The 24,081-nt window shown below is 44.7% G+C and carries 19 protein-coding genes and 1 riboswitch; of the genes, 10 read left to right on the top strand and 9 right to left on the bottom strand.

What is annotated here, in order from left to right; translation table 11 throughout:
• Window positions 1–45 precede the first annotated feature (45 nt).
• Together VF412_RS08610 and VF412_RS08605 are read left to right on the top strand one after the other, a co-directional pair.
• Window positions 46–1,653, top strand: coding sequence for a LysM peptidoglycan-binding domain-containing protein (locus VF412_RS08610; protein ID WP_331338825.1), 1,608 nt, complete (start codon window positions 46–48; stop codon window positions 1,651–1,653).
• A 169-nt stretch (window positions 1,654–1,822) separates the two neighbouring features.
• On the top strand, window positions 1,823–3,430 hold the full coding sequence (locus tag VF412_RS08605; protein ID WP_331338824.1) for a hypothetical protein: 1,608 nt from the start codon (window positions 1,823–1,825) through the stop codon (window positions 3,428–3,430).
• Between the two features lie 513 nt (window positions 3,431–3,943).
• On the opposite strand, the gene VF412_RS08600 is transcribed toward VF412_RS08605, so the two are convergent.
• Entirely contained in the window at window positions 3,944–4,717 is a 774-nt protein-coding gene (locus tag VF412_RS08600) for a helix-turn-helix transcriptional regulator (protein ID WP_331338823.1), read from the bottom strand.
• 96 nt (window positions 4,718–4,813) lie between these two features.
• Between VF412_RS08600 and VF412_RS08595 the strand changes: the two genes are divergently transcribed.
• A complete protein-coding gene (locus VF412_RS08595) occupies window positions 4,814–5,110 on the top strand; it encodes a hypothetical protein (protein WP_331338822.1) in 297 nt (98 codons plus the stop codon).
• 75 nt (window positions 5,111–5,185) lie between these two features.
• Here VF412_RS08595 and VF412_RS08590 read toward each other — a convergent pair whose 3' ends face one another.
• Entirely contained in the window at window positions 5,186–6,238 is a 1,053-nt protein-coding gene (locus VF412_RS08590; protein WP_331338821.1) for a hypothetical protein, read from the bottom strand.
• A 99-nt stretch (window positions 6,239–6,337) separates the two neighbouring features.
• Here VF412_RS08590 and VF412_RS08585 point away from each other — a divergent pair, with 99 nt between their 5' ends.
• The 3 genes from VF412_RS08585 to VF412_RS08575 all read left to right on the top strand — a co-directional run bounded on the left by VF412_RS08585 (window position 6,338) and on the right by VF412_RS08575 (window position 10,243).
• A complete protein-coding gene (locus tag VF412_RS08585) occupies window positions 6,338–7,066 on the top strand; it encodes a helix-turn-helix transcriptional regulator (RefSeq protein WP_331338820.1) in 729 nt (242 codons plus the stop codon).
• A 244-nt stretch (window positions 7,067–7,310) separates the two neighbouring features.
• Window positions 7,311–7,393, bottom strand: a riboswitch (cyclic di-GMP riboswitch).
• Window positions 7,394–7,860: 467 nt separating this feature from the next.
• Window positions 7,861–8,526, top strand: a complete 666-nt coding sequence (gene trhA / locus VF412_RS08580) for a PAQR family membrane homeostasis protein TrhA (RefSeq protein WP_331338819.1) — start codon at window positions 7,861–7,863, stop codon at window positions 8,524–8,526.
• 190 nt (window positions 8,527–8,716) lie between these two features.
• Entirely contained in the window at window positions 8,717–10,243 is a 1,527-nt protein-coding gene (locus VF412_RS08575; RefSeq protein WP_331338818.1) for a methyl-accepting chemotaxis protein, read from the top strand.
• A 33-nt stretch (window positions 10,244–10,276) separates the two neighbouring features.
• Here the strand turns inward: VF412_RS08575 and VF412_RS08570 are convergent, their stop codons facing one another.
• Window positions 10,277–11,071, bottom strand: coding sequence for an Mrp/NBP35 family ATP-binding protein (locus VF412_RS08570; protein WP_331338817.1), 795 nt, complete (start codon window positions 11,069–11,071; stop codon window positions 10,277–10,279).
• Window positions 11,072–11,121: 50 nt separating this feature from the next.
• On the opposite strand from VF412_RS08570, the gene VF412_RS08565 reads away from it, so the two are divergent.
• On the top strand, window positions 11,122–11,541 hold the full coding sequence (locus VF412_RS08565; protein ID WP_331338816.1) for a hypothetical protein: 420 nt from the start codon (window positions 11,122–11,124) through the stop codon (window positions 11,539–11,541).
• Here VF412_RS08565 and VF412_RS08560 read toward each other — a convergent pair.
• Entirely contained in the window at window positions 11,519–11,908 is a 390-nt protein-coding gene (locus tag VF412_RS08560) for a hypothetical protein (protein WP_331338815.1), read from the bottom strand. The two genes, VF412_RS08565 and VF412_RS08560, sit on opposite strands and share 23 nt — an antisense overlap.
• A 242-nt stretch (window positions 11,909–12,150) precedes the next feature.
• A complete protein-coding gene (locus tag VF412_RS08555) occupies window positions 12,151–12,501 on the bottom strand; it encodes a hypothetical protein (RefSeq protein ID WP_331338814.1) in 351 nt (116 codons plus the stop codon).
• A gap of 114 nt (window positions 12,502–12,615) precedes the next feature.
• On the opposite strand from VF412_RS08555, the gene VF412_RS08550 reads away from it, so the two are divergent.
• Window positions 12,616–13,971, top strand: coding sequence for a glycine--tRNA ligase (locus VF412_RS08550; RefSeq protein ID WP_331338813.1), 1,356 nt, complete (start codon window positions 12,616–12,618; stop codon window positions 13,969–13,971).
• Window positions 13,972–14,066: 95 nt separating this feature from the next.
• Here VF412_RS08550 and VF412_RS08545 read toward each other — a convergent pair whose 3' ends face one another.
• Together VF412_RS08545 and VF412_RS08540 are read right to left on the bottom strand one after the other, a co-directional pair.
• Entirely contained in the window at window positions 14,067–14,579 is a 513-nt protein-coding gene (locus VF412_RS08545) for a hypothetical protein (protein WP_331338812.1), read from the bottom strand.
• A 99-nt stretch (window positions 14,580–14,678) separates the two neighbouring features.
• The gene (locus tag VF412_RS08540; RefSeq protein WP_331338811.1) at window positions 14,679–14,999 is read right to left on the bottom strand and encodes a hypothetical protein; all 321 of its coding nucleotides are present in this window, start codon (window positions 14,997–14,999) and stop codon (window positions 14,679–14,681) included.
• A gap of 300 nt (window positions 15,000–15,299) precedes the next feature.
• Here VF412_RS08540 and ppdK point away from each other — a divergent pair, with 300 nt between their 5' ends.
• On the top strand, window positions 15,300–18,014 hold the full coding sequence (gene ppdK / locus VF412_RS08535; protein WP_331338810.1) for a pyruvate, phosphate dikinase: 2,715 nt from the start codon (window positions 15,300–15,302) through the stop codon (window positions 18,012–18,014).
• 90 nt (window positions 18,015–18,104) lie between these two features.
• Here the strand turns inward: ppdK and VF412_RS08530 are convergent, their stop codons facing one another.
• A complete protein-coding gene (locus tag VF412_RS08530; protein WP_331338809.1) occupies window positions 18,105–19,814 on the bottom strand; it encodes a hypothetical protein in 1,710 nt (569 codons plus the stop codon).
• A gap of 148 nt (window positions 19,815–19,962) precedes the next feature.
• Entirely contained in the window at window positions 19,963–20,094 is a 132-nt protein-coding gene (locus VF412_RS08525) for a hypothetical protein (RefSeq protein ID WP_331338808.1), read from the bottom strand.
• Window positions 20,095–20,492: 398 nt separating this feature from the next.
• On the opposite strand from VF412_RS08525, the gene smc reads away from it, so the two are divergent.
• A complete protein-coding gene (gene smc, locus VF412_RS08520; protein WP_331338807.1) occupies window positions 20,493–24,080 on the top strand; it encodes a chromosome segregation protein SMC in 3,588 nt (1,195 codons plus the stop codon).
• The last annotated feature ends 1 nt before the right edge of the window (window position 24,081 follow it).

Below are 24,081 nucleotides of genomic sequence, written 5' to 3'. Positions count from 1 at the left end.
TGAAAAAATGGACTTAGTTTTGTAGCCTGAAAGCTCGGAGGACTCATGAGGAGACTTTTAGCATTGAGTGTAATCCTGGCCGTTGCGGCAGGATGTGCCCATAAGGATTTGGGCAAAACCACAAACACCCAACAAGCGCAGGGCGATGAAGTCGAAATTAAAGACATCAGTTCGTTCCGCCTTTCAGATCCTGAGGGTCCTAAGGTTGTTGACCAAGAGTTGGAAGCCATTCCAACGGAAGTAAATCCATTGGTAGAAAAATGGATCACCTATTTCCAAGGTCGGGGTCGCGAACACATGGAAAAATATTTGGCTCGTTCTTCACGCTATGAAAAGCTGATGAAGAAAGTTTTGCGCGACAATGGTTTGCCTGAAGATTTGTTCTATATCGCATTGATCGAATCAGGTTTCAGTTCACAAGCAACGTCCCATGCCGCAGCTGTTGGCTATTGGCAGTTTATCCGTGGTACGGGTAAACGCTATGGTTTGGACATCAATGCATTTGTGGATGAAAGACGTGACCCTGTTTTCGCAACTCAAGCGGCGGCGGAATACTTCAAAGGTCTTTATAGCGTTTTCGGATCTTGGTATTTGGCAATGGCTTCCTACAATGTCGGTGAAAACCGCGTGAAGCGCGAAGTGATGAATCACTACACGCGCGATTTCTGGGAACTTGCTCGTAAGAACAGACTTCCAAAAGAAACAATCAACTACGTTCCGAAATTTATCGCGGCTAAGTTGATCGCAAAAGATCCAGTAAAATACGGCTTCGAAGATATCGATTATCTTCCACCGATTGAGTTCGATCACATCACGGTAAATAAAGCTGTGAACATGCGCCAAATGGCTGACAAAATGAATTTGAACTACGAGGATTTCAAAGCGTTGAATCCAAAGTACAAAGGGGAAGTGGCTCCTGTTAAAGGTGCTGAGCTGACTCTTCGTGTTCCTCCGGGGACTGCGACTCAAGCTTTGGTTGCGGCGAATGAATCTGTTGTGGATCAAGTGCAGTTCGTTGCGGATAGCGGTGATACTCAAACTTATAAAATTCGCCGTGGCGATAGTTTGAAGTCGGTAGCTCGTCGTTACCGTACTTCTGTGGCTTACCTTCGTGATTTGAATGATCTTCCCCGTAAGACACGTCTTAAAGTGGGCATGAGAATTCAAGTTCCAGATCGTACTCCATTGAAAGAACGCTCTGGTCGCAGTTCGACAACAGCGGTTGCTAAGCGTGATTCAACCAATAACGTTGCCAAAACTTCTGAAGTTTCTGTAGGGGACTCTGAGGGCGGTCGTTACCACATCGTTCAATCGGGTGAGTCTTTATACACGATTGCTCAGAAGTACCAAACTTCGGTTTCACAACTTCAACATCTGAATAATATTAAAAGACGTAGCAAATTAAAATTGGGTATGAAGTTGAAAATCCCAACTTCAACTTCGACTGCGAACAATGGCCCTTCTGCAAGTCGTGGATTGGCTTCTCGCGCGAAAGTGCACGTTGTGAAAAAGGGCGAGAACTTGACTGACATCGCATCCAAATACAACGTGACGATCTCGAAGCTGCAAGCCCGTAACAAAATTAGAAATCCATCGTCTTTGATCGTGGGCTCTCGGCTGACGATCCCGCCTGTGGATGCGAACGAAAACTAATCAACCGAAACATCGATATTAAAGTGAATTCAAAGCCTGGGGGAACCCGGGCTTTTTTGTTTTTGAAAGCTGGCCACAATGGTGGTGGTGTCTCAAAGATAAAAATATCTATGCGCGTTATGGCCCACCCTTTGCTTAGTGACCATTTCGGGTATTAGGAGGGAACAAAATGCACCACCAAAATTTTTTAAAGAAAACGGGCCTGACGTTTTTGTCAGTCCTAGTGGCGGCTTCTGCACATGCAGAACCCGTCGAGTCGGTTACTCAATCATTAACTCGTACAGCTTCCAGCGGTTTGGTTCTTCAGACCAAATTGACTCAGAATGCTTATCGACAAGAACCTTATCAAGACAGCTACACAGTTCAAGTTCCTTATCAGGCGGACGAGACTTACTATGTCGATGTTCCGTATCAAGATCAGGAAGCATATACAGATTACGAAACCGTTTATACGAATGATTACGTCTGCCATGACTATCAAGACTGGGAACAGCAATGTCATACAGAGCGTGATTGTAATAACACTCCTCATGTAGGTATCTCGAGTTTAGCTCCGGCAGCGGGAGATGTTGTGGGACGTCCTCGTGATCCAGGTGAGGGGCCGGCTCCGTACAATCCAGGCAATGGCGGCGGTCCCATCACCCCAACACCTCGTCCACCAGTATGTAATGACAGACAAGTTTGCCAAAATGTTCCTGTGACAAGACAACGTTGCGGTTACGAGTCAGTAGCTCATCAACAAGCTGTGACGAAATACCGTACGGTTACAAAGTACCGTCAAGAGGCGCGTACTCGCACAGTTACAAAATACCGTGATGAAGAACGTTGCTGCGTAACGAAGTACCATGATGTTTATGACCATCAATGGGGCTTGGATGTTCAAGTTCAATTCCCAGCGGGAACCGAGTTGAACTCTGCGGAAACTGAAAGCTTCAAAGTGCAATTGACTGGAACAGAAGCGGCTCCAGATGTTGTTGTGACTCCGGTGAACACTGTTTTCGGTTATCAAGTTCAGAGCAAAAAAGTGGATCATGGCCAAGCGACTCTCGTTTTGGTTCAAGTTCCTCGTTATAAGGCCGCTGACTTGAAAGAAAAAACTTTGCAAAGCTTTACAGCGACTCCATCAACTTCAGGTCTGACTTACAGATTCTTGGATAATGCTATTTATCCACGTGTTGCAAGCAGACACACTCTTGAAGTTCAAGAAGCTGTGACTCATGCGGTGATTGCAGCGACTGAGGCTCGTCCTGATTCACAACGTGAAGTGACGGGGGCATTGAGTTTCGCATGGGACTATTCACACAACTATGAAGTGGTGTTGAAAGTTCACCGCGAAGGTTCAGTGATTGAAGGGGGAGTCGTGGATTTCGAACTTCACCAACCAATTCAGATGATGGTTGATATGGCTGCGTTGAAAGACGAAAGCAAAGTGGCTGTTGGTTTGTCTGGCAGCTTGAACAGCACACAAGTGTTGGTGAAAGATGCGACAGTACCATACATCACTGTGAATACTCGTTATTACTTGACGCTAGTTCGTAAAACTATTCTTGGTAAAAATGCTGTGATCGCTGAAAAAGGATTCTCTCGCACGTCTTTGAAAGCTGCTGCAGATGGTTCTTACCCGATCAGTATTGCGGATTTCGGTGTGAAGGCCTCTGACATTCAATCTTACTTGAAGTCAGGATCTAAAGTGCAAGTGGTTGTGCAAGTCGACCGCGCTACGTCTGACAATCAGAAGGTTCAATTCTTCCAGTCAGCGAATGTTGTTGTGAAATAAAGTTTCTCCCGCTTTAAGTCGGCGGCAGAAGGTGATCCTAGTGGTAAGGCAGTCCTCCTGAGGGGGCTGCCTTTTTTCGTTCGTCCTTTATGCGAAGGAATTAGTTTAGGAGTGGAGCCCTGCCCCTTTGAAACCTCACGCTTCGGTCGGCACGCCTTCCGGGCTCTGTTGCCGCCACGACTTCGTCGTGGTTCGCGCATCCTGCGCCGGCAAAGGCCGTCCTTCGGTGAAGTTTCAAAGGGGCAGGGCTCCACTCCCAAACTAATTCGATGATGATGCTCGACAACAGCGGTGAAGAGCCTAACCTGCAAGAGTAGGAGGAGTGCTTATAAGAATGAGATGGTCTTTAGAGCTCATGTCTTCTCTAAAAGTTTACTATTTGAGATGGGCAATACAATCAACCGTACGGAATCTTATTCTTTGGAATTTTTGAAGAACAAATCATTGATAAAAAAATAGAAATTATTTTCCAATTAGTATTATTAATCCCAGTGGCGTCAGTGCCGGCAGGTATTAGTCTTTCTGATCGGTAAGTCGGTATTGTTGCCAATTTGTTTCGTAGGGTGCAAATGCATACAGCCAGCGCACTGATTGAAGTTTGTCTGGGGAAAGTAGATTTTTGTCACGAACGGCGCGTGTTCGGTATTTTGTACCCAGTGCGTGAATCTCTGCGACCAATTCAGAAATACTAGTATCCGAAAGTTCCAGTTCTGCGGAGTGCAGACAGACATCATCATTTTTTAGAACGACATCAACGTGATCCAAGAATTGAATGATTTGTGTGCGCAAAATTGTTTTAGCCAGTGGGCCCTGGTGTTGAAACCTGATATTGCCATAGGCCTTCATGCGAATCTGATTTTTGGGAAGAACTTCCAATAAATTGAGCTTTTCAATTTTACGAAGGACGCGAAAAAGACTTTGGGACGTCAGCTTCCATTTCGTGGCTATCGCATTTGGTTCTATTCCACGGTGAAGCATTCTGAAAATCCCAAATATCGCGGGATTTGCGGCAAAGAATTTTTCTTGTTCTATCGTCAACACGCATTCGACCTCTCGATCTTGCTTCGCCATAGATGCCAGATCGAAAAAAGAAATCTCTATCAAATCACAAATTTTAAAAAGAGTTTGCAGGGTGCACGTCTGAGTTGAAAACAATCTCTTCACTGTGATTTCAGAGACATCCAATTTTTCTGCAAGAGTCGCATAGGTTATCTTTTTAGCCTTCAACACTTCGCGAAGAGTTTTAAGTAATTTTTCACAATCAATATTTTGGTTTTGGTGATCCATAATATGGAAATTGGTATCATATAATGATACGAAAATAAACATAATTGCTCAAAGGTATCTAAAATTGGATATTTATGCCACGAGGAGAACAACTTTATGAAATTAATTATGCTTTCTTTAGGTTTCTTGGTTTCTACAACTGCCCTTGCGGGTGCTGGATTCATTTGCGATAACTATGGCAACTCATGCCTGCAGCCTGGCGGCAATTGCAGTGCTCTGATTCCACCAGTACACATCTGTGCCGATGCTTATCAGGAACATAAAAATTTGGAAATTCAGTCGGCTTATCGCACGTTATTGCAAAACTCAGGTCGCGAAGTTGGGCCCGAAGTCATGGGTGCCGCTTGTTGTTCTTGGGGAGAAAACATCAAAGAATGTATGCCTGGTTGCTAGGGCATTTTGCAGAAGGGAGAGCTCTGGGGTATGTCCAGAGCTCTTTGTATGCAAACTTTTCGCCTGTGTTAGGCGTTACTTCAAAAGACGATCCCCAATGCTAGTAATGATCGACCAAATAACATCAGCACTCAGTTCGTGATCTAGGCCTTGATAATAGTGGAAATGAAAATTTGATTTATGCTGTTGAAGAACTTCGTTCTGAAGTTCATAGACGGGTTGAATGGATGTGCTTTGGTCTGCTGTTCCGTGTTGCATGTAAACTTGCATTTTTAGACTCAGAATTTGAGGAGCAAGGGGATTCTGTTTAAGCATTGAATTGACCCAATTTGCCGTCACTTTTCCTCCTAAATCAGAAAGAAAAAAGGTATCGTTGCCGTTTTTGAGAGAATGGGAAATGACCCTTTTAATGTCAGCAGAAAGTTCCTGCTCGGTCACTACTTCATCATGATTTGTATCAATCACGTCGAAAGAATCAAGCCCGCCGGAAATTAGAAATGAATCTGTAAGTTCATCTTTTGTGAGCTCTCCCTTAGATTCTTTGTCGAACATTTGCAACAGGAGTTGCGGCAATATCTCATACATCTGTCTTGCATAAAGAGTTGGAAAATCTTCGATCATGGTTGAGGATAAATCTAATTCGGCAAGGTCTGGGTGATGAAGAGCAATAAAAGTCGATACGATCGTGCCTTCGCTACCGCCCCAGGCAGCCATTTTTTTGGAATTGATCCGTTGATCATGAGTATAAAAATTAAAAGCTTCTAAGGCATCTGACTTTATATGTGAAATATCTGCGCTTCTAGCAACAGTAAGGTCTGTCGTGAAGGTATTGTCCTTAGGGTTGTGCCGAATACCTCTCTTAAGATTGCTGAAAACAATAACGCCTCTTGCGACGAGGGCTTTGGCTGCAGGAGATTGGAATGTTCTGTCTCGACAGTAGTCATAAAGTCCCGAGCCCCAATTTATCATGATAGCTGGTCTGGTTCCGGGAAATTGCGTGGAATCAGGGAATTGGGCACAAGTCTGAATAACAGTTCCATCAGAGGTTTTGATATCATGATACTCAACCGCTGCTTTTGCCGCGGTTGTTAAAAATGCGATTGATAAAGCTATTAGTGAATGTTTCATCGGGCCTCGCTGTCAATTTTGTGCACATTAAATGCTGGATTTCAAAAAGACAACGGGGTACCTATATTGGGTACCATTTTATAAAAAAGGGGATCTTTTTTGGATACTTATTGGAAGAGCGCCTTTAAGCAGCAGATGAAAAAGAAGAATATAACTATGCAGAGGCTGGCCGAGGCCCTAGGTATGTCGTTGCCAGGGCTCAAGAAGGTTTTCCAAAAGAGTGACCTTTCGCTAGAACGTTTCCGCCGAATCTGTCAGGTTTTGGATTTGGATCCTGGGCAGGTTGTTAATAAGGATTTACCAAATGGAATGCAATTAAAGAGGCTAAGTGCCGCCGCAGATAATTATTTTATGAAGGAGCCTGCTGCCTTTGCTTTATATTGGTGTCTAGCAGTCGAACGAGTTGATTTCGAAAGGGCCAGGCAGAAACTACATCTTTCAAAAACAGAAAGTTATCGTTTTTTGGGAAAGCTCGATCACTTCGAACTTCTTAAATGGGAGTCCGAAGACAAAATCACCGTACCTGAACAGTCTGCCTTTCTTTTTAGCGGTGAATCTAAAGCGGCTCTGAGATTTGCAAAAGAACAAGCTCACACATTGGTTGACGAAGCTTTTGGGACTGCGGTCAAGCGTGTGAATGGGGCCGTGGTCTCGATGAGATATCTTAGGCTTTCCGCAGAAGAGTTAGCTGTTATCGGTGCTCGCTTAAAAGAGGAGATTGATAAGATATCTCGGAATCACCTCTTTCAAGGGGAGCCCAAATCTGGCAAACAGGCTGCCCGTGTTTTACTTTCTCTGATGCCGGGAGAAATGCCTCTGGTGAAGTAAAAGCAGCAATAGCGGCCGCAACTGCTGTCATTAACCGCACAGGAATCGCATCGCTCATTCACAAAACGTGATCATGTAAGAAACAAGATTTATTAGAATGAAAATAAGAGAAGAGCGGTAGAAATAAAAATGTCAGCAAGGAATCTTCAGTGACAACTTGCTGACTAAGGGGAATGAAACCAATCCTTGTATGTATTGATACCTTCCATATGCACACCTCTGATTCCTCAGGTGACTCATGACCTTTGGCAGCTGGCTGGCACGTCACGAAGACAAGCCCCTCTAGCTTTGCGTCCCGCCGTTTCCGACGGTTTGCCTTGAGGCAAAGGAAGGATCTAAATCCTAACGAGTATAACCCTAGGAACCTCCTTTGAGTTATCTAATCAGATCCAACCTCAACGTTCATCATTTCTTTAAAGAGGCCTGAACGAGAAACCTCTGTGTGGTAATCCTGGTGACGCCTCGTCACTTTGGTGCTTCATCATGATGGTCGTGGATACGATTCTTCATCACTGTCCTCCTTAGCTGGCCCAGAAGCATTCACTTACCTCATCACACTACAGCAAGCTGCAGTAGGCTGGTAAGTCTCACGAGCCATCGTGGTTTCAACTCTTTCAGGATGCTCGAGGTGATTTTTTATTTCAAGGGCATCACTAAAGATTCTCAATTTATATCGAAATCTCGTTTCAATGTTGGAATGTGGTTAGGAGTTTGTTTTAACGTGAGTCGCATGGGGACGCATTCGTGACAATCCATGCCTTGAGCATCGAGATAAAAACATCTAATTTTGTTTCATGTCGAAGCAAGAAATTGTCATACCACCACTTTCGAAGCCTTTGTTGCGCGGACACTTTCATCAAGCGGCTTTCTTTTTTGCGCTTGGTGCTTGCGCGATGTTAATTGCAAGCAGCGACAGTCTGCGCGAGTGCATGGCGGCCTTAATTTACTCTTTAAGTTTATGCGGTCTCTTCGGCGTGAGTGCACTTTACCATCGACCGAATTGGAGTCCTGAAGCACGCATGTGGATGCGTCGTCTAGATCATTCGGCGATTTTTGTTTTGATTGCAGGGACGGGAACACCAATCAGTTTGCTGGCGATTCCCAATGAAGGTGGTCTTCGTCTTCTGACTATTATTTGGATCGCAGCTGCGGTGGGCGTGATGCAGTCTTTGTTCTGGGTGAAAGCACCGAAGTGGCTTGCAGTTATTCTTTATATAGTGATGGGCTGGTTGGCTGTGCCTTATATGCCTGAGATCTCGCGTGCCTTGGGATCACTGAGTGTATGGCTGCTTCTTGTCGGCGGCGTTATTTATACAATTGGCGCGTTGATTTACGGGTTTAAAAAACCAAATCCATTTCCAAAATATTTTGGCTACCACGAGATCTTTCATATCCTCGTGATTATCGCCGCCGCCTTTCATTTCGTCGTGATTGCTATGTTGATGAGATCCAGTCTTTAAATGCTTCTATTGAAGCAGGCCGAGCGGAAGAGGTCTCAGCCTCCGCTGGAGAGTGTTCATCTTTGAGATCAGAAGCCGCTTAAGTTTCAAACAAATGCTATAGAAAAATAAACCAAATTTACTATTAACTTCCGTGTGGGGTAGGCCGATACAGGCCTACCCGTGTTTTCTTAACGAAAGGTCGATACCTATGGCACGTTCCGGTTCTGTGAAAGCAAAGTTGAAGTCATTAAAGTATCAGATTTTATTTCTGGCGTTAGTGCCTATTGCTGGTTTTAGCTTTACTGGCCTTTCCTCTTATAAAGATATTCAAGGTCTGAACGCACAACTCAATAGTGTACACGAAGGACTCGTACCAACTTTAGAAAGTTTAAGTGGCTTCGATTTGGCTCGCGAGTCCTTGAAGGCTCACGTGTGGGAAGCTCTTTCTCATGAAGGAAATATCGATGATCGCAAGGAGATGGCTGACGACCTGGTTCATGATATGGCCGATGTTAAGGAGTATTTAAGCGACTATTCAAAAACCCCATTGGGGCCTTACGAAAAAGAGCATTTCCCTGAAACAAAAAAAGCGACCGAAGAATATCTTCTCTTGGTGGAACAAATTCAAACTTTGCTGAAATCACCAAGTGTTGAGGATCTTCACAAAGCAAAATCTATTATGGATGGCCGCTTGCACGAGCTCGATAAAATTGTCGGTGAATATTCGGAAGAAGTGATCAAACAGGAGTATAAAGAAGCCGAAGAGGATCGCATAGAAGCCGAAAAGACAGAGAAGAAAGCCGTGAGCTTTTTGATCTTGTCGACACTGTTGATTGGTGGTGGTGTGGCGCTTCTGCTCATTTTGTTGGGTCGCCGCATAGTGAAGAAAGTTTCAATGACATCAGAGACAGTGGAGGCTTCGAGTTCGCAAGTAGCTGTCGCAATCGAACAGCTTTCAGCGGCCAGTACTGAACTTGCGCATTCCTCAACGCGTACGGCAGCCTCGCTGGAGGAAGCCGTTGCAACCGTCGAAGAACTGAGCACGTTAGTTAGTGGAAACTCGAAGCATTCAAAGCTCGCGTCGGATCTCGCACAAAAATCTAGCGAGACCGCCGTCAATGGCGAAAAAGAACTTAAAAGTCTTTTTGCGTCGATGCAGAATATTTCGTCATCTTCAAAGAAGATGTTGGAAATTATCGATGTCATCGACGACATCGCTTTCCAAACAAATTTGTTGGCATTGAATGCTTCTGTTGAAGCCGCTCGTGCGGGAGAACAAGGAAAAGGTTTTGCTGTGGTCGCAGAAGCTGTTCGCACCTTGGCGCAGCGAAGTGCTGTGGCGGCAAAAGATATCAATCAATTGATTTCAACATCTGCGAATGAAGTTCATCAGGGTGTGAAAGCCAGCGAAAACAGTGGCCAAGTATTGCATTCAATTTTAGAAAATATCAATAAAGTAACCACAATCAATAATGAGATTGCAGCGGGCAGTGAAGAGCAGGCACAGCGTATTCAAATGTTATCGACGGCATTAGAGGCCTTAGACTCGTCTTCGCAAAACAACGCAGCTTCTGCGGAAGAAATTTCTTCTACCGCGACAGAAATCGCTTCTCAATCAGAGGCAGTTCAGGGGCAGATTCACGAATTGGGGATTATGATTGATGGCGGTCACGAAGGGGAAGATCCTCTGGTGGCTTCGATATCACCAAGAAGGTCTATGAAGGTTGCAGCATAAAAAAAGGGAGGTTGAACCTCCCTTTTTGTTTTTTTATGGCAAAACTTCGCGAATCTTATCCGCGATTTTCATAAAGGCTTGGGCCTCAGCGCCATTCGCATTTGCTTCTACAATCGGAATGCCAGCCTCACATGCGAGGCCCACAGAAGGGTTGAATGGAATCTCGCCCAACTTTGGAATTTTGTTGGCATCGGCGTAAGAGTCGATTTCACCTTTCGGGAACAACTGCATTTTTTCACCATTTACTGGGTTGATCATGTAAGCCATGTTTTCAACAATACCCAACAAAGGAACATTCACGCGGCCGAACATATCGACAGCTTTTTTAACGTCAACCAAAGCCACGTTTTGCGGAGTTGAAACCATCACAGCTCCACCCACTGGAACTTTTTGCGCCAAAGTCAGTTGAATGTCGCCAGTTCCTGGAGGCAAATCCACGACCAGGTAATCTAGCTCGCCCCAGTTTACGTCGCGAAGGAATTGATCCATTGCTTTGAACAACATCGGACCACGCCATACCACCGCTGCGTTCTCTTCGATCAAGAAACCGATGCTCATCAGCTTAATGCCGTAACGAGTGATTGGCTCAAGTTGATTTGTGTCTGGATTGATTTGCGGCTTTTGCGAAAGAGAGCCCAACATACGAGGAATGCTCGGACCATAGATGTCGGCATCTAATAAACCCACTTTGCTTTTGCGACCCAATGCCATGGCTAAATTCGTGGCAACGGTACTCTTACCAACACCACCTTTTCCTGAGCTGACTGCGATAATGTGTTTCACTCCGGGAATTGGGGTCTGTTTTTCGAATGGATTTGGGGCTGCCATAGCTAGGACTCCTTGCTAATTTTTGACTGAAATTGAATAATAGAAGTTAGATGAATAGCCAAGATCTTTTGACAGTGAATATCGTTGGAGCGGGGGCTTTCATCCTGTGGTACGTATTAGTGCGAGGTGGGGAAAAACGTCCTACGCAGCTCGATATGAATGCACGGGATAGCGCGCCGCCGCTTATTACCTCGGAGCCCGAGCCAGTGGTCGATTTGGCGCCGACTATGCGTGTGGCGACACCACCGGTTGCTCATCCTGATCTTGTTGGCAAAAAAACTAAATCATTGAATGTCATGTTTATCTATAATGGTCATTCGTGGGACGCCTACGAAGTTCTTGGTGTGCCAGCAGGTTCATCTATCAAGTCAGTGACAGATGCTTATCAAACGGCTTTGCGCAGATGCGATAAGGATTCGGTAGAGTTTCTTGAAACTGCTTATATGGCTATTTTGAATAAAGGCAGCTAAAACCTTTTTGGTCCTTGCTGTGTTCCCAAAGAAATTGCTCTTTCTCTGAATCGAAGATCAAAGTGTCTTCAGCCAAATAAGAAACTCCGTTCATGATAGTTGTAGCGGATTTGCGGATGTAGCGATCTTTGTGTTCTGTTTGCGTATAAATTTTGGCGTTGTTTTCAGCACGGACCTTTATGCCCCGATTGATGTGGCAAAAGTGGGCGGTTTCCAACTCGGTAGTTCCTTGGCGCGGGTTCAAAACAAAACCTGCACATTGTTCGATCCAAATCACTGAAGACGGGCAGCCATCGGTTCCATTCACCAGACGGTACGAACCCTCTTTCGTTGAAAGAGGGTTCATCGCAGGCGCTGTGGAGGCCATATCCAGGCTTTGTATTTGATGCTTTCTTTGAGGCATCAAAAGTGCGCATACCAGAATGAGACAGACAAATAAAGTGCGGCAGAAATTTTTCATCACAGCTTTGTAGAGCAAGCTTCGTGCTGACTCATTGCTGGATCATTGTGTGCTGATAAAGGTATTCCCACCTTGAAACGTCGATGTTGTAAGTCCTGCCGTTTTTGGGAACTTACGATAGAGGCACCGCACTCGGCTCGCGCTAAGAATTATTCAGCTTTATTGGCCGCAGGTTCTTTATAGTCGGGGTGAAGTTTTCCACGATGGCACATGTAGCATGTGCTTTCAGGACCTTTTTTGCCGTCAAAACCATTATCCTTGAGCATTTGCGTAAGTTTCATGTGCTCTTTGCTGACTTTGAAGGATTTTTTTTCATCGCTCGAAAAATTTGAGACATTATGACATTCCGTGCAAGTCACACCCAATTCGCGCGAGATATCCACCATCTGCTCGCGGATTTTTTCTTCTTTTGTTACGAATTTGGTAACGGATTCGGCTTCGGTCATTGAGGCCGCTAAAACGAGACTAAAACAAAGGAAAGCTTTTAAAGTGCGCTGCATAAACATAGCTTCCTAGAGACCTCGCCCGAGATCAAGAAAGACCCTGTTCCCTTGACGGCATCTGGACCCAAGTGTTAGTTTTCAAAAGGGTTTTTCTTACTTCGGAGTCATCAAATGAGTTCAAATGTTAAAGTCAGATATTGCGACGATTTAAATACACTCGTGAGCCTCAGCAAACGTCGTGGTTTTGTTTTCCAATCCAGCGAAATTTACGGCGGTCTTGGTAGCTGCTGGGATTATGGTCCTTTGGGCTCTTTGATGAAACTCAATGTGAAAAGAGCATGGTGGAATGCGATGACTCGCAGACCAGACATTGTAGGTCTTGATGCTGCGATCTTGATGCATCCCATGGTGTGGAAAGCGTCTGGTCACGTCGATGGCTTCTCTGATCCATTGGTCGATTGCAAAGACTGTAAAACACGTTTCCGTGCAGATAACACAGAATCATACATCAAAGATAAAAAGTGCCCGAACTGCGGTAGCAAAAATTTGTCTGAAGAAAGAAACTTCAACTTGATGTTTAAAACTCACATGGGTCCTTTAGAGGATTCGGCGAGTGTTGTGTACTTGCGCCCAGAGACAGCTCAAGGTCACTTCGTGAACTTCTTGAACTGCCAACAATCTTCTCGCTACAAAATTCCATTCGGTATTGCGGCGATTGGTAAATCATTCCGTAACGAAATCACTCCAGGGAATTTCATTTTCAGAACTCGTGAGTTCGAACAAATGGAGATGCAATTCTTCGTGAAGCCAGGAACTGACGAACATTTCTTCAATTACTGGAAAGAGACTCGTAAAGCTTTCTACATGAAGTACGGTATCAAACCCGAGAACTTGCGTTTCCACGATCACGAAAAGCTTGCACATTATGCGCGTGCGGCGACTGATTTTGAATACAAATTCCCAATGGGTTTCTCGGAACTTGAAGGTATTCATAACCGTTCAGACTTCGATTTGACTCAACACATGAAATTCTCGGGCAAGAGCTTGGAATATTTTGATGAGCCGAACAAAGAAAAATACATCCCGTATGTTATCGAAACAGCTGTGGGTTGTGATCGTTTGTTCTTGGCGTTCATGTGTGATGCTTACCGTGAAGAAGTCACAACAGACGAAGCGGGTAAAGAGGACGTGCGCGTGGTATTGGGTCTTCACCCGGAAATCGCTCCGTACAAAGTAGCGATCTTGCCATTGTCTAAAAAAGAAGAACTAACTTCTATCGCAGATAAACTTCGTGACCAAGTAGCAGAGGAATTTGATGTGACCTATGACGAAGCCGCTTCCATCGGTAAACGCTATCGTCGTCAGGACGAGATCGGTACTCCGTTCTGCGTAACGATCGACTTCGAGACAATCAACGACCAAGCGGTTACAGTTCGTCACCGCGATACCATGGTTCAAGAGCGTATCCCGATGACTCAGTTGAATTCATATATCGCGAACCAAATCAGAAATTTCAATGCGAAGTAATTTTCGCGAGAGAAAAAATAAAAAGCTCTTCCCCGAAAAGGAAGAGCTTTTTTAGTTTCTACTGTCGCAAAAATTTCAAAGAACCACCTAGCAATTTATTGATTGTCAGTGAGTGTGCAAGAAAACCTTCCGGAAAGAAACTCTTCAATCTTAGTATCGACTGTGCAGATTGCTGACTTCACATAGGTCACGCATTTGCCACCCATAGCGCAGTCACTAAACCCCACACCAGATCCAAAACTAGAATCCTGAATTTTAAGAATGCCTTCTTCAAAATAGCGACCGTCAGCCATGACTTTTCCTGTGCTTGGAAAAAGAGTTGCTTTGGTGTTGTAGCGACAAGCCTCTTTAGGAATACCAGAGTGTGGATCCGACGAATCAACGGGCGCATTGCTCATGCTTGAACAATTGATCTTATTCATCGTGATTGAGTAAATGCCGTTGGGCTTTTTCACAAAGGGAATATTATTTTCCACCATCACGCTAATAAGCTGTTGTGGGATTTGTGCAATGTCACCGTAAGTACTTTGATTGGAGGTAATTGTAACAGAGGCTGCGTGTGCCGATGTAAAAGCAAAAGGGACTAAAAACGCCAAAAGAGATTTCATTGAATCACTCCTTGTTTCATTTTTTGGATGAGACCAAGGATGCCCAATAGAAATCGAAGGGGCAAGGTGATGGAACGAACCCATCACCTTTGTAATTAACTAGTAAAGATAAATACGTGAGTCGTCAGACTTTAACGATTTGTAAAGGATGCCGCTGATAGCGTCTCCTGCTTTTGCACAAACTCCGTTCTCTTTTTGAAGTGTGACGCCGTTGCTGATGTCGTCCACATCAAGGGGGCATGCAAAACTGGAATTTACTTGAGCATAAGGACCCGAGTAATCCAAGAGGACCGTGCAAGTGGAAGCATCTTCGGCAATGACATTGCCGACCTTCGCAATCACTTGGGCTTCAAGTTGAGTGCAATCTGCATGAGCTATTGAAGAGGCAAGAACAAGAATTCCGACGAATATCGATTTCATAAGTTTCCCTTTGCGATGTTCTAAAGATCAGTGACCTTTTATCACAAACCCAAACAGCCACTGTGAGGATTGTGTTAGAATCGAGTTTTTGCTTCTTGGCTCCTCGCTCCATAAAGGGGGAATTTCTTGGGTCGTTCCTGAATGTTCCTAAGTAGTGAATTTTCCAGTTGTTTAACGACATGGTTTCTTCGAGCTGCGACTCTAATAACTCATTGCAAAAGCTTGCTAAATATTTCATTGATATTAAGGGCTTAGCCATGTTTTATGGTTTCATAAATAAGCACAAACGTAAGGAGACTTATGCAAACTGTGACGGCTGATAAACCGGCAAGTAAGACGCCTGTACCGCAAAAATTCGTATACTTTTTTGCGGCTGGTGATTCGGAAGGAAATGCAGGGATGAAAAACATCCTTGGCGGTAAGGGAGCCAATCTCGCGGAGATGACTTCTTTGGGAATTCCAGTTCCCCCAGGCTTCACAATTTCAACAGAGATCTGCACGCACTTCTATGAAGAAGGCGGCAAACTTCCTGACTGGGTTCGTCCGAAAGTGACCGAAGCCATGGCGAAAGTCGAAGCGAAGATCGGTAAGAAATTCGGCGACACAAATGATCCTTTACTAGTTTCTGTTCGTTCTGGCGCGCGCGCTTCTATGCCAGGGATGATGGATACAATCTTGAATCTTGGTTTGAATGACCAAACTGTTGAAGGTCTTGCGAAGTCTTCGAACAACCCACGTTTTGCCTGGGACTCTTATCGTCGTTTCATCCAAATGTACTCTGATGTTGTGATGGGTATGAACTCATCACTTCTTGAAGTGACTTTGGAAGATTTGAAAGAAGACAAACACTACAAACTTGATACTGAAATGACTGTGGATGATTTGAAAGTTCTTGTGAAGAAATTCAAAGAGCTTGTTTTGCAAAGCACAGGTCGTTCATTCCCGACAGATCCTTGGGAACAATTGTGGGGAGCCATCTCTGCGGTATTCCATTCATGGAATACTCCTCGCGCGATCACTTACCGTGAACTTCACGATATCCCAGCAGCTTGGGGGACCGCAGTGAACGTTCAATCAATGGTTTTCGGAAACATGGGCGATGATTCTGCGACGGGTGTTGCGTTCACACGCAATCCTTCGACAGGGGAAAAAGCATTCTTTGGTGAATTCTTGATCAACGCTCAAGGTGAAGACGTTGTGGCGGGGATTCGTACTCCGCAGCCAATTACTAAAGTTGCAGCAGCGGCAGCAGGCGTTCCTTCATTGGAGGAGAGCTTGCCACCTGCCTACGCGCAATTGGTAGAGATCTATAAAAAATTAGAAAAGCATTATCGCGATATGCAAGATATTGAGTTCACTATCGAGCGCGGTACTTTGTGGATGCTTCAAACACGCAACGGGAAACGTACAGCGGCAGCGGCTTTGAAAATCGCTTGTGATATGATCGATGAAGGTTTGATCACGGAAGAGGAAGCAATTCTTCGTCTTGATCCAGCGGCATTGGATCAACTTCTTCATCCGACATTGGACCCTAAGGCGCAAAAAACATTGTTGGCTAAAGGTCTTCCGGCATCTCCAGGTGGCGTGAACGGTCAAATCGTATTCACGTCTGAAGAAGCGGTTGAGTGGAAAGAACAGGGTAAGAAAGTCATCCTTGTTCGCGTAGAAACTTCTCCAGAAGACATCGCAGGTATGGTGGCCGCTCAAGGTATTTTCACCACTCGTGGTGGTATGACATCGCATGCGGCGGTTGTGGCGCGCGGTATGGGTAAATGCTGCGTTGCTGGTTGCGGCGAAGTGGAAGTCGACTACAAAACGGAAACTATGAAAGTGAAAGGTTACGTTCTTAAGAAGGGCGATATCATCACTTTGGATGGTTCAACGGGTGAAGTTTATTTGGGCGAAGTAAAAACGATCGAACCAAAACTTGAAGGTTCTTTCGATCGCATCATGAAAATCGCTGATGGCGTTCGTAAATTGAAAGTTCGCACAAACGCGGATACTCCGAAGGATGCACAAACTGCTAAGAACTTCGGCGCTGAAGGTATCGGTCTTTGCCGTACAGAGCACATGTTCTTCGGTGCAGATCGTATCGATGCAGTTCGCGAAATGATTATCGCTGATAACAAAATCGACCGTGAAAAAGCATTGGCAAAACTTCTTCCGATGCAAAGAGATGACTTCTATCAGCTCTTCAAAATCATGGATGGTCTTCCAGTAACAATTCGTTTGCTGGATCCACCTCTTCATGAGTTCGTGCCTCACACAGACGAAGAAACAAAAGAATTGGCAAAACGTTTGGGCACAGACTTTGATCGTCTACGCTCAAAAGTAAAAGCTTTGCACGAGTTCAATCCGATGTTGGGTCATCGTGGTTGCCGTCTGGCGATCACATATCCTGAAATCTATATCATGCAAGTGCGTGCTATTGCGGAAGCCGCGGTGATGATGATTGCTGAAGGTAAAAAACTTTCGGCTCCAGAAATCATGATTCCACTTGTGGCGACAGATAAAGAGCTGGACATCCTTCGCACTCAAGCAGAGATTGAAGTGAAGAAAGTTCAGGCTGAAAAGAATATCAGGTTCGAATACCATATCGGTACAATGATCGAGCTTCCTCGCGCAGCTTTGACTGCGGATGCCATTGCAGAACATGCAGACTTCTTCAGTTTCGGCACGAACGATTTGACTCAAACAACGTTGGGCCTGTCTCGTGACGATTCTGGACGTTTCTTGGGTTCTTACGTTTCTAACGGCATTTTGCCAAAAGATCCGTTCATGTCGATCGATCAAGTAGGCGTGGGTGGTTTGGTGAAAATGGGTGTGGACTTGGGTCGTCGTACAAAACCGACTTTGAAAATCGGTGTGTGCGGTGAGCACGGTGGTGATCCGGAATCTATCGAGTTCTTCCACAAGGCGGGACTTGATTACGTGTCTTGCTCTCCATTCCGCGTACCTATCGCAAGACTAGCCGCCGCAAGAGCAGCCCTGCTAACTAAAAAACTTCATTCCTAAAGGTACGCCGTACCTTTTTGCGATGCGAGTAGTTAATAAAAAAAAGCCCAAGTGATGAACTTGGGCTTTTCTATTGTTGAGTTTTATAGATTACTTACAAGTCGCAAGAACGTTTGTTCCCTTTGATTGTTCTTGAACGAGTTGATTGCAATTGGTTGAGGCCTGGCCCTTTGCGTTCGCGATTTGTAAAGCACGGTACAAGTCAGATGAGTGCACATCCGCCGAGTCAGAATTTACCAAACTGAGACTCTTGTCTGAAGCGGCAAAAAAGCAGCCCATGTTGTCAGATGGAAGTTTTTGAGTTGCCTGTAAATCCATAGCCACTTTTGTAGAGAACCAATCTGCAAAGTCTTCACCCGAATATTGATCTGTTCCTTGCTTATCGCGGACACAAACGCGGGCATCCGCAAATGTCGTACTATAAGCATCGACGATGTGACCAAATTCATGAGCAAGAATCGGTACCCCTAGTTTCGGCATGCGTACAGACACCCAGCTCAATGCAATAAAGCCATTTGTAGGCAATGTCTTGTCAGAGATGGAAAGATCAATCAGGTTGCCACACAGAGGGTTTGACTTCTCTGGCATCAGGGCAGAGATCAACGCCAATACATACATTGTCGACGTATCATAAGATTTCAAGCGATCCATTTCTTGTGGCTCGTAGGTCATGTCATCTTGCAAGGCCGCCACCCAATCGCTAGTGATGTCGGTTTGATTTTTAGGATATTGAATCTGTGCGTTCATGATCTTATTAATTGCCGGGTCATTGGCAGGCAAGAGGCCCGCAGCACTTTTGCGAACTTTTTCTGCTACGACTTTGAATTGGTTGATTTGGTCTTGAGTTGGATAGACATAAGTCGTTTGATAAAAGCGTGTTTCACACTCCTTCACTGCGGCAGTCTGTGATTGAGAGTTTTTTTGCAGGTCTGATTTCACGGTAGAGTCTTGATAAAGCTTCATCAGATCGATGCTTTTTAAATCAATTTTTTCGAGTAAAGCTGCGCCATCTCCGTTCACGAAGTAATTCAAATAGCGAATAGCGAAACTGGTTTGCGAAATCGTTTCGATATCCAATGTCGTCAAAGCACCTTTCTTCAATGCCTTCTTCATGCTGTCGTTATCAATATTAATTAAGGAACCACCCAGAGCTTTGTTCAGTTGTTGTTGGATATTAGAGATGTTTTGTGCTTCCTCTTGGACGGCGACATTCAAATCTTTATTCGCAAACAGTGTTTGGAAATAGCTTGTTCCTTTGCGAGCAATAAAGATTTGCAAAGCTTTTTGGAAATCCAATGGGCCCAATGCTGCTTTGGCGGCGTCGCTGATGTCTTTCGAGATAGCGCTATTTTGTGAAAGAAGTAAAATCGTCTTGATTGTTTTTTCTTGAGCCGGATTCAAAGTCACAGCTGCAAAATTTTTCTCTTCATCATTCAAACGTTGTAAACGAGTTTGTGCTAATTTCTGATAATTGGTTGCTTTGGTCTGAAGCAATGGCAGAAGGTTCTTTGCGTAATAGTCTTGATACACTTTTACGCCGGTACCCGCTGCTTGTAAAATATCGTCCATTGATTTGTACGAGCTGCCTGAGCAGATATCATTATAGCAAAGGTCCGCAGAACCAGTTCCTGCTCGCTTCGTGAATTTAGTTTCCATCGCCTTTGTCGAAGAGTTGCCTGCTGTGGCCTGCTTCGCGATCTTAATAGGCTGTTGTGCACCGGCGTCGTCTTTACATGCTGATAAACTTAGACTTGCGGCTGTCGCCACAGTTCCAGCGATAAGAAGAAATGAATGTCTCATTTTGGGAAACTCCTTCTTTGGCTCAACACCTGTCAGTTTCCTGACAGTCAGCCCGGGCTAATTTTCGATAGGCGTTTTTATTTGCCCATCTGCTTTTGATAAAGCAGTGAAAGTGCCAGAACTGAAGGGGGAGGGAGTTCCCGATTTTTTATTTAGTGAAGTAGGTCACGAGGATCGCAAAGATCATCGTTGAAAACAGGATCTTGAAAGCTATTTCACTTCCAGTCACTTTTGCACGTTGAGGTTCGACGATTCCAAGTTCTGATTTCTTGTATTGCATAAGTCCTCCGATGAATTGAAGTTAATCCTCTAGTAGTCAAAGGGGCCTTAAAAGAACGGTTTCCCTCGTAAATAAAAAGTCAAAAACCAAAGTGAGGCGGAAGAGCACAATAATGAGGCAGTTCTGCGTTGCGCAAATCACAGTCATAATGCGGTGTTGCTACAGAGGGAATTTCTCTGCCTAAGTTTTCAGCTAAGTAAGCTCTTTTCATAGCCTACAGTTGACATAGAAAAGGAACGTGGCGAGATTGAAATGGCCTTTGGTCTAGCTGGACCTTGGGCAAGCGAGACAAGGATGTCCGCCAATTGAGGGGAAAAGGTACTTCGGCACAACCGAAGTGTAAAGCCATTCGGCGGAGCCGAATCAACGGCTATTAGCGACTCAAGAGGGGATATACCTTGAGAATTAAGAAGATTGAACTTGTTGGTTTTAAGTCGTTCAAAGATCGCACTGTGATCCATTTCGATGCCGGCATCACTGGTATCGTTGGACCAAACGGTTGCGGTAAATCCAATATCGTAGATGCCTTGATGTGGGTTATGGGTGACCAGTCTGCGAAAGATCTGCGTGCATCACAAATGACAGACGTTATCTTCGGCGGAGCTGAAGGTTATGCACCACTTGGTATGTGCGAAGTTTCTTTGACTCTTGAAAATGATGGCGGCGCTTTCCCTGCCAAGTACATCAAACACTCAGAGATCATGGTGACTCGTCGTCTACACAGAAGCGGTGACGGTGAATACTTCATCAACAAAGAACCAGCGCGTTTGAAGGACTTGCAAGAGATCTTCATGGATACAGGTGCGGGCTCTAAAGGTTTCTCTATCATCGCTCAGGGGATGATCGGTAAGATCATCACTGCGAAACCTGAAGACCGTCGTATGCTTATCGAAGAAGCTGCGGGTATCACGAAGTTCAAAGCTCGTAAAAAAGAATCTCAACGTAAGTTGATCCAAACAGATCAAAACTTGGTGCGTTTGCAAGACATCATCGGCGAATTAAAGCGCCAAATCGACTCTTTGCAAAGACAGGCGCAACGTGCAGAACGTTACCGCAACATCAAAAACCAAATCGAAGATTTAGATCTATGGTTGTCTACTGCTCAGTATGTTGAATTGAAACGCGCGGCTGACGAAGCTCAAGCGATCTTCAATGAAGCCCAAAGCATGGAAATCGAAGGTGATGCGAACCTTTCGACTCTTCAAGGTCAATTGGAAGTTTTGAAACTTCAAATCCTTGAAAAAGAGAAAATGGTTGAAGAACACCAAACTCTTCACTTCGACAAACAAAGCACTGTTCAAAAGAAAGAGATGGAGATTCAAGAACTTCGTTTCGAAATTGAACAAGCTCGTCGTAACGAACAAATGACGGGTACCATTTTGCAAGAACAGCAAGCGCGCCAAGAGTTATTGGTTCGTGATAAAGCGACTCTTGAAGAACAGGTGACTGAGTTGAAGGAAGAAGCTGAAACATTGACAGCTACTTTCACCGAGAAAAACGATATCTTCCAAAACTTCAACTCTCGTATTGGAACTGTTGATGAAGATTTGACGACCAAACGTCGTGAATTGTTCGCAGTGGGTCAATCAGAGTCTTCCTTGGATGCACGTGTGAACTCGTTGTCAGCACAAATCGCTGATTTGACAGACCGTCAAGATAACGAACAACAGGTGTTGAATGAACTTCGTGAGAAACAAGTTGAGTTCGAAAGCCGTCGCAAGAAGGTGATGAATCAACTTGATAGCGAACGCCAAATGCAATTGGACTTGGCGTCTGATGTTGATTCTTTCGAAGCGAATAAAAAAATCCTGACTGATTCGTTGACCGAGAAAAAATTGGAAGTGGAATCATTCAAAGACTCTTTGAATGAAGTGGCTTCTCGTTTGTACGGTCTTGAAAATTTGCAAAACAACTTCGAGGGTTTCCAAGAAGGTGTGAAGCAAGTGATGTTGTGGCAAAAAACTCGCACTCAAGAGATGATGGCGGATGGTTCCGTTGTGACTCACTTCCAACCGGTTTCTGAGGTTGTTGAAGTTCCAGCTGAGTACGAAGTGGCTATGGAAGCGGCATTGGGCTCGCGCCTGCAAATGCTTTTGTCTTCTGATGCAAACATCGCAGTCGACGCCGTATCTCATTTGAAAGAACAAAAGTCAGGTCGTTCAAGCTTCATGTCTGCGAACGATCAAGTTTTGACTTACAACCGCTCTGAAGCTCCCGTTGGACAAGAAGGCGTTCAAGCCATCTTGAGAGACGTAGTGAAAGCGGCAGATAAATTCCAAAACGCTGTCACTTATATGTTGGATGGTGTTGCGATCGTTGATTCTATCCGCACAGCTTTGAATCTTCGCGCGAAATACACCGGCTGGACATTTGTGACTCTTGACGGTGACACATTGACTGCTGACGGAGTTTTGACGGGTGGTTCTTCTGAGTCTGCGGATTCAGGAATGCTAAAACGTCGCCGTGAGATCAAAGAATTGTCAGAGAAAAAAGACGAATACGCAGGTAAATTGAAATTGGCTCAGATGGCTTTGAAAAAAGTGGAAGAGCAATTAGCTAACGTATTGAACGATTTCGAAGGCGCTCAAAAACGCAAAATGGATCAAGAGATCAAAGTTGCGGAATTGAGAAAAGACCTTGAGCGCGCAGAAAATGAAGTTCAAAATGCACAAACTGCGGTTGAACGCCAAGAACGCGAAGTTAAAAAATTAACTGAGCAACGAGAAGCACAAGAACAAAAACACGAAGAGTTGAGTCAAGCTTTGATCGAAGCTCGCGAGAAGAAAGTTCTTCTTGAGGGTGAAGTTGAGACTTTGAATAACGAATTGAACTCTGTTCGTTTGGGCTTTGATGGTCTTCAAGCGGAAGTGACGGATCTTCAGGTGAAGTCGGCCTCTAAGACTCAAGAGTACACAGGTGTCTTGAGACAGCTTGAGATGGTCACTAAATCTTTGAATGATCTTGAGTCCCAATTGGCTCGCATGAGCGAAGAAGCTGAAGGCTACAATTCGCAAATGACTGAAAGCCAAATGGTTTTGGAAGAAAAGAAAATCGAATTCGAACGTCTTTTGGATGAAGTCGAGCAATTGAAACTTCAAGCAGCTCGCACAAAAGATGAATACGAAGTGATGTCTGAGACGATCCGCGTGATTGAAGAGGAAGCTTCTGCTTCTCAACGTGCACGCAATGAACGTCAGCACAAAATGAACGATTCTCAATTGAAACTTGAGTCTGCGAAAATGAAAGAGCAGTACCTCATCGATCAAATCCGTGAGCGTTACATGCTAAATCTTCCAGACGTTATCGAGAAATACGCAAACCGTGAAGGTGACTTCATGGAAGCGGACACTCAATTGAAAGAACTTCGTGATAAGCTAGCTAAGATCGGTGAGGTCAACCTTTCTGCTATCGAAGAATACGAAGAGACAGCGACTCGTTATGAATTCTTGACGAAGCAACACGCCGATTTGACTGAAGCGAAGGAACAACTTCGTAAAGTGATCGACCGTATTAACAGAATTTGTTCTAAGCGCTTCAAAGAGACATTTGATTTGGTTAACGATAGATTCACTCGCGTATTCCCAGTGTTATTCGGTGGTGGTGAAGCGTGGTTGGAGCTTGTGGAAGAAACAGAAAAAACTGAAGCAGGTATCGAGATTATCGCGCGCCCTCCAGGTAAAAAGACTCAAAACGTGTCTTTAATGTCGGGTGGTGAGAAGGCGTTGACGGCGGTTGCGCTAGTATTCTCGATCTTCTTGGTGAAACCATCACCATACTGCTTGCTGGATGAGGTTGATGCGCCACTTGATGATGCCAACGTATTCCGTTTCAACGACTTGGTTCGTGAGATGGCGAAACGTTCACAAATCATCGTTGTTACGCATAATAAACACACGATGGAAGTGGCGAAGAAACTTTACGGCGTGACTATGCAAGAGCGCGGGGTTTCTACGATGGTGTCTGTATCTCTACAAGACATTCACTAGC

The organism is Bdellovibrio sp. (genome assembly GCF_036384735.1).
Classification (GTDB): domain Bacteria; phylum Bdellovibrionota; class Bdellovibrionia; order Bdellovibrionales; family Bdellovibrionaceae; genus Bdellovibrio.
Note: the sequence above shows the minus strand (reverse complement) of the source record. Positions and strands in the feature narration are given on the sequence as shown.

Excerpts from the sequence above, each read along its gene's own strand:
- VF412_RS08610 (WP_331338825.1), top strand. The coding sequence starts at position 46 with ATGAGGAGACTTTTAGCATTGAGTGTAATCCTGGCCGTTGCGGCAGGA.
- VF412_RS08605 (WP_331338824.1), top strand. The coding sequence starts at position 1,823 with ATGCACCACCAAAATTTTTTAAAGAAAACGGGCCTGACGTTTTTGTCA.
- VF412_RS08600 (WP_331338823.1), bottom strand. The coding sequence starts at position 4,717 with ATGGATCACCAAAACCAAAATATTGATTGTGAAAAATTACTTAAAACT.
- VF412_RS08595 (WP_331338822.1), top strand. The coding sequence starts at position 4,814 with ATGAAATTAATTATGCTTTCTTTAGGTTTCTTGGTTTCTACAACTGCC.
- VF412_RS08590 (WP_331338821.1), bottom strand. The coding sequence starts at position 6,238 with ATGAAACATTCACTAATAGCTTTATCAATCGCATTTTTAACAACCGCG.
- trhA (WP_331338819.1), top strand. The coding sequence starts at position 7,861 with ATGTCGAAGCAAGAAATTGTCATACCACCACTTTCGAAGCCTTTGTTG.
- VF412_RS08575 (WP_331338818.1), top strand. The coding sequence starts at position 8,717 with ATGGCACGTTCCGGTTCTGTGAAAGCAAAGTTGAAGTCATTAAAGTAT.
- VF412_RS08570 (WP_331338817.1), bottom strand. The coding sequence starts at position 11,071 with ATGGCAGCCCCAAATCCATTCGAAAAACAGACCCCAATTCCCGGAGTG.
- VF412_RS08565 (WP_331338816.1), top strand. The coding sequence starts at position 11,122 with ATGAATAGCCAAGATCTTTTGACAGTGAATATCGTTGGAGCGGGGGCT.
- VF412_RS08560 (WP_331338815.1), bottom strand. The coding sequence starts at position 11,908 with ATGGCCTCCACAGCGCCTGCGATGAACCCTCTTTCAACGAAAGAGGGT.
- VF412_RS08555 (WP_331338814.1), bottom strand. The coding sequence starts at position 12,501 with ATGCAGCGCACTTTAAAAGCTTTCCTTTGTTTTAGTCTCGTTTTAGCG.
- VF412_RS08550 (WP_331338813.1), top strand. The coding sequence starts at position 12,616 with ATGAGTTCAAATGTTAAAGTCAGATATTGCGACGATTTAAATACACTC.
- VF412_RS08545 (WP_331338812.1), bottom strand. The coding sequence starts at position 14,579 with ATGAAATCTCTTTTGGCGTTTTTAGTCCCTTTTGCTTTTACATCGGCA.
- VF412_RS08540 (WP_331338811.1), bottom strand. The coding sequence starts at position 14,999 with ATGAAATCGATATTCGTCGGAATTCTTGTTCTTGCCTCTTCAATAGCT.
- ppdK (WP_331338810.1), top strand. The coding sequence starts at position 15,300 with ATGCAAACTGTGACGGCTGATAAACCGGCAAGTAAGACGCCTGTACCG.
- VF412_RS08530 (WP_331338809.1), bottom strand. The coding sequence starts at position 19,814 with ATGAGACATTCATTTCTTCTTATCGCTGGAACTGTGGCGACAGCCGCA.
- VF412_RS08525 (WP_331338808.1), bottom strand. The coding sequence starts at position 20,094 with ATGCAATACAAGAAATCAGAACTTGGAATCGTCGAACCTCAACGTGCA.